Origin of the sequence: Phaeodactylibacter sp. (assembly GCF_040219495.1) — a bacterium.
Lineage (GTDB): Bacteria > Bacteroidota > Bacteroidia > Chitinophagales > Saprospiraceae > Phaeodactylibacter.
Map to the genome: position 1 here is coordinate 21,465 of NZ_JAVJSK010000123.1, position 10,144 is coordinate 31,608.

Consider the following 10,144-nt stretch of genomic DNA (forward strand, 5'->3'; position numbering starts at 1 on the left):
ATGCCCTGGATTGTTTTACAAGCATTGATCTTGGTGGGGGTCCCTTTTCTGAGCAGGCGATTGTCCCGGCGGGGCATGTTGCCGGAATGGCTCAGTCCGGTGGTGGTGTGCTACGGCGTTGGTATTGTGCTGAAAAATACGGGGCTTTTCCCACTAAATGACCCGCTTTCTACCACGGCTACGGAGGGGAGCATCCTCTTTGCCGTCCCCTTGTTACTGTACGCTACAGACCTCAAACGGTGGGTGTCCTACGCCGGTAGTAGTTTGCTGAGCTTTGGGCTATGTGTGGCGAGTGGGGTAGTGGCAACGGTCACTGCTGCCTACCTGTTTCAGGATGCCCTGCCGGATACCTGGCGCCTGGCGGGTATGCTGGCTGGGATATATACCGGTGGTACACCAAATATGCAAGCCATTGGGCTCGCGTTGCAGGCACCTCAGGAGACCATCATTCTGGTTAACGCTGCGGATGTGTTGCTGGGGGGCGTTTACCTGTTGCTGCTCACTTCGGTAGTGCCTCAGTGGCTCAAGGCGGTCCTGCCGCAATTTAAACCGGGCGAAACGACCACTGCTATGGAAGAAACAGACCCCTACCATGCTTTCAACTACAGCGATGCTCTACGATCCATTGGGCTGACCGTATTGGTCATTGGCGGAGCACTCGGGCTGACCTGGCTGGTCTACGGCCGGCTGGATCAGCTGGCGTTTCTCATCCTGATGCTGACGAGCATTAGCCTGGCGGTTTCCTTTGTACCTGCGGTCAGAAACTGGGACAATACCTTCGAGACTGGTGAGTATTTCCTGTTGATTTTCTGCGTGGCCCTCGGTATGCTGGCTGATTTTCAAAGTATTGTAGACCGGGGCCTGGGCATCATACAGTTCACCGCCGTTGCGCTCTTTGGTACCATCCTGCTCCATCTGCTGCTGTCGCGGCTTTTCGGTATCGACCGGGATACGTTCTTGTTCACCTCCGTAGCTGCGATCTATGGCCCCCCCTTTATTGGGCAGATCGCCAGCATTACCGGCAACCGGCAGCTCATCCTGTCTGGCATCGCCTTGGGGTTGCTTGGCTATGCGGTCGGCAATTACCTGGGTATTGGTCTGGCTTACCTCCTGCAATGGCTGGGGGGGTAAGCCAAACTCTGTCTTTCGGTTTTCAGAGGCTGCCAGCCGAGACCGGTACAGGCGCTCTGCCTATACATCATAATTCAGTACCGGTGCCAGCCAGCGCTCTGCATCTTCCACCGACATCCCTTTCCGTTTAGCGTAGTCTTCTACCTGATCCTTGCTGATCTGGCCCAGGCCAAAGTACTTAGACTCCGGGTGGGCGAAGTAGTAGCCGCTAACCGAAGCCGCCGGGTACATGGCGTAAGATTCGGTCAGTTTGATACCGATCCTGTCTTCCACCTGAAGGAGGTCCCAAAGGGTGCCCTTTTCGGTATGCTCCGGGCAGGCCGGATAGCCCGGCGCCGGGCGGATGCCCTTGTACTTTTCGGCAATGAGGGACTCGTTGTCGAGGTCTTCTTCCCGGGCGTAACCCCAGAATTCTTTACGGATGCGCTGATGCAGCCGTTCGGCCAGTGCTTCCGCCAGGCGGTCGGCCAGTGCCTTGAGCATAATGGAGTGGTAGTCATCGTGCTCTTCTTCAAAACGTTTGATGTGCTCTTCGATACCAACGCCGGCAGTGACCGCAAAGGCACCGATATAATCCGGGCCATCTTCCGGTTTCCGGATGTAGTCGGATAAGCTCAGGTTGGGTTGCCCCGGTGCTTTTTGGCGCTGTTGGCGGAGGAATTCGAGCACGGCTGCATGCTCCTTGCGGTCTTCGTCGGCAAATACTGCCACGGATTCATCGCCTATAGCATTGGCCGGGAACAGCCCGAACACAGCTTTGGCAGTCAGCCACTGCTCATCAATGATTTGGCGGAGCATACTGCGGGCATCGTTGTAGAGCTTTTGAGCCTCAATGCCTACCACTTCGTCCTCCAGAATGGCGGGGAATTTGCCCTTGAGCTGCCAGCTACTGAAAAACGGCGTCCAGTCAATGTATTCGGTCAGTTCTTCCACATCATAATGGTCAATCACCTGAATGCCCGTTTGCTTAGGCTTCACTGCAGGTGTCTTTTGCCAGTCCAGCTCAAGGCGGTGCGCCCGGGCTTTTTTGAGCGTGTGGTACTTCTTGTTGGACTTTCGGTTGCCCCGTAGTTTACGGACCCGTTCGTAATCCTGACGGATATCCAGCACATAATTGCTGCGCAGGCTTTCGTTATCGTTGAGCAGATTGCTGACGACGGATACGCTGCGAGACGCGTCAAGCACGTGAACGACCGGTCCGGAGTACTGTGGCTCGACTTTTACGGCCGTATGGGTTTTGGAGGTGGTCGCCCCACCAATGAGCAGTGGAAGCGTGAAGCCCTGCCGCTCCATTTCTTTAGCCATGTGCACCATCTCGTCCAGCGAAGGCGTAATCAATCCGCTCAGGCCAATGATGTGTGCTCCGATTTCACGGGCTTTCGCCAGTATTTTTTCCGCTGGTACCATTACGCCCATATCAATGATATCGTAGTTGTTGCAGCCTAAGACTACACCCACGATGTTCTTGCCGATATCGTGCACGTCGCCTTTTACAGTGGCCAGCAGAATTCTGCCTTTACTGCTGTCTTCCCCGGCTGCTTTTTGGGCTTCGATATAGGGCGTCAGATAGGCTACCGCTTTTTTCATCACCCGTGCACTTTTGACGACCTGCGGAAGGAACATCTTACCTTCGCCAAACAGGTCGCCTACGATATTCATGCCGTCCATAAGGGGCCCCTCAATAACATCGAGGGGGCTGGGCAACTGCTGACGGGCTTCCTCGGCATCGGCCTCAATGTGCTCAGTAATCCCGCGCACAAGGGCGTGTTTGATCCGCTCGTTCAAGGGCGCTTCCCGCCAGGCGGTATCTTTTTGGAGGGTCCGCCCGCCATCACCCTTTACGCGCTCGGCAAATTCGGTCAGGCGCTCGGTTGCGTCTTCGCGCCGGTTGAAGAGGACATCCTCCACCCGCTCCAGCAAATCCTTGGGGATCTCATCGTACACCTCAATCATGCCGGCATTCACAATACCCATATCCATACCTGCCTTTACCGCGTGGTACAAAAAAGCCGCATGCATGGCTTCCCGGACGACGTTGTTGCCCCGGAAGGAAAAGCTGATATTGCTGACACCGCCACTGATCTTCGCGCCCGGGCAGCGCTCTTTGATCTGACGGGTGGCTTCGATGAAGTTGATCGCATAATCATTGTGCTCTTCAATGCCCGTTGCGACAGCGAATATGTTCGGGTCAAAAATAATATCCTGTGGGCGGAAGCCTACCTCTTTAGTAAGGATATTGTAGGCACGCTCACAAATCTCCACCTTGCGTTTGATGGTGTCGGCCTGCCCGGCTTCATCAAAGGCCATAACGACCGTTGCGGCCCCGTACCGCCTGACGGTTTTCGCTTGCTCGATGAAGATTTCCTCTCCTTCTTTAAGCGAAATGGAATTGACCACGCACTTGCCCTGTACACACTTGAGCCCCGCTTCGATGACGGAAAACTTGGACGAATCGATCATGATGGGCAGCTTGGCAATATCCGGTTCTGCCATAACGAGATTGAGGAAGTCGGTCATCGCTTTTTCAGAGTCGAGCAACCCTTCGTCCATATTTATATCAATGATTTGTGCCCCGCCTTCCACCTGATGCTGGGCAACGGAGAGGGCTTCATCGTAGGCACCGGACTTGATCAGCCGGGCAAATTTACGGGAGCCGGTGACATTAGTACGCTCACCAACGTTAACGAAGTTGGTCTCCGGTCGGATGACGAGGGGCTCGAGCCCGCTGAGCAGGGTGTACTCCGAAGGGGGCGCGATTTTTCGCGGGGTGAGGCCTTCTACGGCTTCTGCCATCAGCCGGATGTGGTCGGGTGTGGTACCGCAGCAGCCCCCGATGAGGTTAACAAAGCCGCTGTCCGCAAAATCGCGGATATAATCTTTCATTTCCTCCGGCTCCTGATCGTATTCGCCAAACTCATTGGGCAGGCCCGCGTTTGGATAAGCGCTAATGAAGCAATTCGCCATTTCCGAGAGGGTTTCGATGTGGGGGCGCATTTCCTTAGCGCCGAGTGCACAGTTTAGGCCTACGCTCAGCAGCGGCATATGGCTGACCGAAATCCAAAAGGCTTCTGCTGTCTGGCCGGAGAGGGTCCGTCCGCTCGCATCGGTAATGGTACCGGATACCATAACCGGCAGCGCTTTGCCCCGTTCTTCGTGCAGTATATCGATGGCAAAAAGAGCCGCTTTGGCGTTGAGGGTATCGAAAACGGTCTCGATCAGAAAGAGGTCCGCACCACCGTCCATCAGCCCTTTGGCCTGTTCGTAGTAGTTGTCCCGCAGCTCATCGAATGTAACAGCCCGGTAGCCGGGGTCATTGACATCAGGCGAAATAGAGGCGGTCCGGTTGGTGGGGCCGATGGCTCCTGCCACAAACCTCGGGCGGTCCGGGTTTTGGGTGGTGAAATGATCGGCTGCCCGGCGGGCAATCTGTGCAGCGTTGAGGTTGATCTCGTAGGCATATTCCTCCATCGCGTAGTCCGCTTGTGCAATGCGGGTACCACTGAAGGTATTGGTCTCAATGATATCCGCTCCGGCTTCCAGGTAGGCTTTGTGGATCGCCTCGATGATCTGAGGCTGCGTGATGGATAGAATGTCGTTGTTCCCTTGAATGTCCTGCTGCCAGTCTGCAAACCGCTCCCCACGGTAGTCGGCTTCCTGTAGCTGATACTGCTGAATCATAGTGCCCATGGCACCATCAATGACTAAAATTCTTTGCTGGAGTATATCGTGGATCAACATGAATGCGTTTGGTTTTGAAGAAACAGTCACAAAGGGTATAACAAAAACCGTAATTTGTGGTTGCCAAAGGTAGCATATATTGGAAAGTGCCCAAAATTGATTAGCTTAGTAAATTAAGAGCGTTTTGGGGTTTTGGTCTTCTAGTCAAAAAATTGCAGTTTGCAGACCGATTACCAAACTCTAATACCCTCTAAAGGTTGCAAGTAACTTGGAATGCAGCCTTGTGGATTTTACTCTGCGTTTGTCGCACAGATCCAGCAAAAAGCAGCAGATATGGAAATGGATATAGGCAATTATATCAGTACACTTCTTTACGAAAATAAGACAGTTGCCCTCCCGGGCCTGGGCAGTTTTGAGGCTGCTTATCAACCGGCGCTTATCGATCAGGTGCAGGGAGCGCTGCATCCGCCTGGCAAAACCATCTCTTTTAATGCCAACCTGGTAGGAGATGATGGGCTATTGGTAGGCATGATTCAGGACCGATATGCCTTGTCGGCGAATGATGCCGCTCAAATGCTGGAAGGGTATGTCCACCAAATCCGGGAGGCTATAGCGGGCCGGGAAATTGTCGTTTTCCCTAAAGTCGGACGACTGTACAAGGATTATGAGAACAATCTGCAGTTTTTGCCGGATGGCAATAACTACGATATCGATTCTTACGGTTTGCCGACTGTGAATTTTTATCCGGTGGCCCGTTCTTCCCGCACCCCGCCTGTCAAAGCCGCTCCAAAGAAAAAGGTGGTCCGTCCTGTAGTACCGAAGGCTGCTGAAGCTGCTAATAACGGATTGATCGCAGCTATAGCGGCGGCCACTATTGTTGTAGGTGTAGCGGTTTATTTCTTGATTTTCGGTGCGGATCAGCAGCAGGAGCAGGGAATGCAACCAGTCCCCACCTCCCGGGTAAATGTCCGGCCAGGAGATGACGAAGAGGCAACCGCACAACCCGAAGAGCCTTCCACGCCGTCTCGGGAGGAGGAAAAAACTGCCCTTCAGGAAGATCCCGCCGGCTCCGATACTGAGCGCCCAACACCGGCACCCGGGCAACAGTCCTATGTGATTATCGTTGGCGTCTTTGGCAATCCCGAGAACGTCAAGAACTTGATTGACGATATCTACGATGCCGGTTACGAACCTTATACCGAAAAGGCGGGCTCCCTGACGAAGGTGGGCGTGCAGCGTACTTATCGCTCCGAAGCCGAAATCGAAGCTGCGATCCAGGATGTCCGTAAGCGCTTTACAAAGGATGCCAAGTTGTACAGGTGGTAGAAGGGCGCGTGCGGGTAAGGCCCGGGCATTGCTCTGTCAGTATGGAAGCTGAGTAAAACAGGCCGCATATACTGGAAGACTTCGGAGAAGTCACACCTTCTCACCCTTGGCAACACCACAGGAGATGCCCTTTCTGCTCATCTCCGACCACCTGGCTTTTGATACTTTACAGAGTGCTAATGCCCCACCGGAATGGCATCAACAGCCTCCCCGGTCTGCTCCTCCTTAACCATCAGCCAGGCCAGGGCAGAAATACCGAGGGTGATGCCGCAAATGACAAAAGTGATGCTCTTATTTTCAGCATTGCCGATCAGCTGTCCCACTCCAAGGCTGGCCACCAACTGTGGCAATACCACCGATAGGTTGAACAAGCCCATATAGAGCCCCATCTTCGCCTGATCTACTTTTTGCGACATGATGGCGAAAGGCAGGCTTACGGTAGCCGCCCAGCCTACCCCAACGACACCCATCAGAATGTAGACCATAACGGGGCTCGTGCCCGGCAGCAGAAAGCCAAGGTAGCCCAGCGCCATGATGGCAATACAGGCAAAATGAACCTTCACCCGCCCAAATTTATCGGCCAGAGGCTCCAGCAGGGTAGCCGGTAGGATAGCGGCCACGGCATTGAGGACCAAAAAGGCAATAGACACCACCCGGCCCATCTCGATTTGGAGGTCTTCGGGGATAATCCTGCCATCGCCGATGAGGTAGACTTCGTGCTGTACGTAGGAGAACATGTACACAAACATCGTCTGTACGCCAATCCAGGTGAAGGAATGCGCGGCCAGCACCTTTTGGAACCCAATAAGGCCGGCTTCTGACTTGCTCTTGCCCGTCTCGCTCTTGAGTAGCGCCTGCACGATAAGCACGGCCGTGATGGCCAGGCAAAACCCTTCAATGAAACCGGGGTCCCGGTCAATGTCCATCACCCGCATACTAATGGCGTAAACGGCATAGATCAGAAAGCCCCACAGTGGGCGTATAGCGTTTAAGGTTTCCCGGAGTGAAAACCCGGGTTTAGCTTCCGCCTCATCCTCATTGGTGCTTTGTAATACGCGGGGCTCTTCCACGAAGAAAATAGGGAGAACGGAAAGAAGGAGTACCAGCCCGGCTCCGAAGTAAATGAGCACAAAATTGTTCCAAACGGCACCTATAGCGTAAGCCAGCACCCCGAAAGTGCCGGAAATGGTCTGCATCCAGGTGTAGCCTTTGGTGCGTGCTTTACCTTCAGGCGTCACATCGGCAATGATCGACCGCGTAGGGTTGAAGCTCACGTTGATGGCCAGGTCGAGGGTCAGCGCTACAATGATGGCAATGCCCAAAATAGATTCCATGCCCATGGCGTCCGAAATGACCCCGATATTGGGCAGCGCAAGCAGCATCAGCGCAGCTAAAACTCCTCCAATAAGAATGAACGGGCGACGCCTGCCATTCAGGAACCACACATTATCACTAATGACACCAATGAGGACCTGCCCGATGATGCCTGCAATCGGCCCCGCCGCCCAGACGAGCCCGATGTCCTCAATTTCCAGGTGGTATTGGGTGCTCAGAATCCAGCTCAGGGCAGAAATCTGCACCGAAAGCGCGAAGCCCATCGCCGTAGCAGGCAGGCTGAGGTTGACGTAGAAAAGGCTGGTCAACCGCTTTTGCATATCCAGCATAGGAAGTTTGTTTTTTGTTTGTCGTTTTTGAGCAATTGGGCTGATGGAAAGCTTGTGAAAACGGTACCTGCACGGTTCTTCAGGCTTCCGTCAGCCTGCTTCCTCAGGCCATTTGCAAAGCAGAGTCTATTACTGATAAAGGACCATGGCTGTACGCCCGGGGATTTGAAGAACACCACCTTCAATTGTACCCAGCCCTTCCGGGTGTACCTGTGTGCCATCGGCGGCTATCGTCCAGGCGCCTTCCGGAATTTTGACGCTTTGGTAATCCTCGTTGCCATTGAGCACGACGATGATGTTCGTCCAGCTATCCTCATTGGCGTTGTCTTTGATTTGATAGGCAATCAGGTTACTGGCCTCGCCGGTGTCCAGAAAGCTCAGGTGTGCCTTGATTTCGGCATTGGTCTGCATTCTGAAAGCGGGGTGGGCTTTACGCAAGGCAATCAACCCTTTGACGTAATCCACGACTTCCTGGTACCTGCCTTTTCGAGCCCAGTCAATCTGATTGATGCTATCGGGAGACTCATAGGAATTTTCCACGCCCTGCTTGGTGCGCAGGAATTCTGTACCGGCGTGGAGGAAGGAGGCACCCTGAGAGGTCAGGACCGTAGCCAGGGCTAGTTTATGCATTTTGATGCGTTCCTCCTCACTGACTTCCGGACAGGAAATGGCGAGGCGGTCCCATAGCGTATGGTTATCGTGGCAGGACACATAGGTCATCGTTTGGGTAGGATGGGCGGCCCAGGGGGCATCCGAGTAGGCCACCGCTTTGTAGTCGACCTGTGGGTGGTAGGTGGAGGCCACGATGCCAAATTTGACGTCTTCCTCCCGGCCCGGCTTACCACTGATAAATGCTTTCTCTTCGTGCTCGAATACGCTGCCCTTCAGCCCATCCCGGATATCATCACTGAAAGCCGCGACATCAGGCATTTGGTTTACTTTGGCTTTAAGGGCCCGCTGACTGACAGGTAGGGGGCTGTCGCCGGCGGTCCAGCCTTCGCCGTAGACGATGATGCTGGGGTCAATGGATTCCAGAGCCTCCGTTACGGCATTCATTGTCTCTATATCATGGATGGCCATGAGGTCGAACCGGAAGCCGTCCAGGTGGTATTCTCTGGCCCAGTACTTCACGCTTTCCACTATAAATTTGCGCACCATCGCCCGTTCGGAAGCGGTTTCGTTGCCGCAGCCCGAAGCGTTGGAGAAACTGCCATCTTCATTGTGGCGGTAGTAGTACCCGGGTACGAGCTCATTGAAAAGAGAGTTTTCGGTGAACCCCGTGTGGTTGTAGACCACATCGAGCACCACGCGGAGGCCTTTATCATGCATGGCTTTAACCATGGTTTTGAATTCCCGGATGCGGGAAGCCCCATCAGCCGGGTCCATGGAGTAGCTGCCTTCGGGCACGTTGTAGTTTTGAGGGTCATAACCCCAGTTGTAGTTGCGTTCTGATTCGGGCTTGCTCTCGTCCAGGGAGCAGAAGTCGAAGGCGGGCAACAGGTGCACATGCGTAACGCCCAGGCTGGCCATGTGGTCCAGGCCGGTCGTGATCCCCCCGGGCGTTGTGGTGCCCGTCTCCGCAAGCCCCAGGAATTTCCCTTTGTGGGTAATGCCGGATTCCGGATAAATGGAAACGTCCCGGATGTGGAGTTCATAGACAACAGCATCGGTGATGGCCTCAAATGGAGGGCGCGTATCGTTTTCCCAACCTTCCGGATGGGTAGCTTTCAGGTCGAGCACCTGCCCGCGCATACCATTGGTGCCTACTGCTTTGGTGTAAGGGCCGGGTACGGGCTGCCGCCACGCGTCGTCCACTTGTACCTGATAGGCGTAGAATGTGCCGAGGAGGTCTTCTGTAAAAGTTGCGGTCCAGGTCCCTTGTTCAGCCGGTTTCATCTCGGTGGTGCGTGTGGGCTCACCGTCTAGAGGCTGACTGTAAAAATGGAGGCGTACGGCCTGCGCCGCCGGGGACCACAATCGAAATGCAGTGGACTCGGGCGTGTAGGTCAGGCCCAAATCATCGCCGGCATAAACCGGGTAATCGTCGTAAGAATCATACTGTGGGGGCTGATAGTCCCCGGATTGGCAGGAAGCCGCGATCATACTACTTATTGTTAGGATCAAAAAGGAACGGAGCATGGGTTCAGTTTTGTCCTAAAAATAGCTAAACTTAGCTGATCACCACATAAAATTACTTTTTTCTCCGGTTAGAGCGTGTTGGGACTTTTGTCTTCTAGTCGAAAACTAACAATTTTTTGGTTAGACGAGGCACGAAAACCGGAGTTTAGCCTTAGCTAAATGAGGATTTTCGGGACGAAGTATAAGCAAAAAAGTGTAGTTTGCAG

At 54.1% G+C, this 10,144-nt stretch carries 5 protein-coding genes; 2 read left to right on the top strand and 3 right to left on the bottom strand.

Features of this window, described 5'->3' with window-relative positions:
* Complete coding sequence (locus tag RIC19_RS19650) at nt 1-1,131, top strand: DUF819 family protein (RefSeq protein ID WP_350180068.1); 1,131 nt, start codon at nt 1-3, stop codon at nt 1,129-1,131.
* Nucleotides 1,132-1,191: 60 nt separating this feature from the next.
* Here the strand turns inward: RIC19_RS19650 and metH are convergent, their stop codons facing one another.
* The gene (gene metH, locus RIC19_RS19655) at nt 1,192-4,869 is read right to left on the bottom strand and encodes a methionine synthase (RefSeq protein WP_350180069.1); all 3,678 of its coding nucleotides are present in this window, start codon (nt 4,867-4,869) and stop codon (nt 1,192-1,194) included.
* A 273-nt stretch (nt 4,870-5,142) separates the two neighbouring features.
* Between metH and RIC19_RS19660 the strand changes: the two genes are divergently transcribed.
* Complete coding sequence (locus RIC19_RS19660) at nt 5,143-6,135, top strand: HU domain-containing protein (protein WP_350180070.1); 993 nt, start codon at nt 5,143-5,145, stop codon at nt 6,133-6,135.
* 176 nt (nt 6,136-6,311) lie between these two features.
* On the opposite strand, the gene RIC19_RS19665 is transcribed toward RIC19_RS19660, so the two are convergent.
* Entirely contained in the window at nt 6,312-7,799 is a 1,488-nt protein-coding gene (locus tag RIC19_RS19665; protein WP_350180071.1) for an MFS transporter, read from the bottom strand.
* Between the two features lie 129 nt (nt 7,800-7,928).
* Complete coding sequence (gene pulA / locus RIC19_RS19670) at nt 7,929-9,938, bottom strand: type I pullulanase (RefSeq protein WP_350180072.1); 2,010 nt, start codon at nt 9,936-9,938, stop codon at nt 7,929-7,931.
* Between the last annotated feature and the right edge of the window lie 206 nt (nt 9,939-10,144).

Bases quoted from the DNA above. Each gene is read 5' to 3' on its own strand.
- RIC19_RS19650 (WP_350180068.1), top strand. From the start codon at position 1: ATGCCCTGGATTGTTTTACAAGCATTGATCTTGGTGGGGGTCCCTTTT.
- metH (WP_350180069.1), bottom strand. From the start codon at position 4,869: ATGTTGATCCACGATATACTCCAGCAAAGAATTTTAGTCATTGATGGT.
- RIC19_RS19660 (WP_350180070.1), top strand. From the start codon at position 5,143: ATGGAAATGGATATAGGCAATTATATCAGTACACTTCTTTACGAAAAT.
- RIC19_RS19665 (WP_350180071.1), bottom strand. From the start codon at position 7,799: ATGCTGGATATGCAAAAGCGGTTGACCAGCCTTTTCTACGTCAACCTC.
- pulA (WP_350180072.1), bottom strand. From the start codon at position 9,938: ATGCTCCGTTCCTTTTTGATCCTAACAATAAGTAGTATGATCGCGGCT.